Below are 883 nucleotides of genomic sequence, written 5' to 3' on the forward strand. Positions count from 1 at the left end.
AAGTATGGCATTTACCATCTGGAGAGAGCATGCCCGATTGAGCAGCTTTAATATGCATATCTGGACCTGCCATAACATTGATTCCACCTGCCAGAGCAGAATCAATACTACCCGACACCAAACCATCACAGGCATTGGCAATAGCTACCAATGAAGATGAACAGGCTGTATCGATAGAGATACAAGGGCCTTGTAAATTCAAAAAGTAAGAAATACGTGCTGGCAGAATAGAAGTAGAACCACCAGTAAATCCTTGTGCACTTAACTGTTCTTCTCTTGATAACATCTGGTAGTCTCCATAAGCACATCCAACATATACTCCACATTTACTACCCGAAAGCACGTGTGGATTGTATCCTGCATGTTCTATCGTATGCCAACAAGCCTCTAAAAACAATCGCTGCTGCGGATCCATACTCTCTGCCTCAATAGGAGAGATGTTAAAAAATAAGGGATCAAAAAGATCATATCCTTCCAAAGCGCCCATCCATTTGCTATAGGTCTTACCTGCAACAGCCTCACCTTTTTGATAATACTTATCAATATCCCAACGCTTTTTAGGAATCTCACTAATACAATTCTTTCCCTGAGCAATATTCTCCCAAAATACCTCTACATCACCTGCTTCCGGAAACTGACCAGCCATACCTACAACTGCAATAGACTGTGATCGAGAAGAAGGTTTTGTAGATTGATTAACTCTTCCCTGTGAACCTTTACGCCATGAGGTAAGTTGTCTACCTGTAACTGTTTTTGGAATAGCACTTTGAAAAACCTTTTCTGAGATATCAGTAGAAACAGTAGAGTCTGTTATAAGTACTCCCTGTTGTTTCATTTCATCCTTAATATGATCACTAAGAGCCAGAAGAGTCGAATAACTATA

General features: G+C 40.4%; 1 protein-coding gene. It reads right to left on the reverse strand.

From position 1 onward, the window contains the following. On the reverse strand, positions 1–883 hold an 883-nt coding region (locus tag Z054_RS29640), incomplete at both ends, for a beta-ketoacyl synthase N-terminal-like domain-containing protein (protein ID WP_035093915.1).

Origin of the sequence: Aquimarina macrocephali JAMB N27, assembly GCF_000520995.1 — a bacterium.
GTDB lineage: Bacteria > Bacteroidota > Bacteroidia > Flavobacteriales > Flavobacteriaceae > Aquimarina > Aquimarina macrocephali.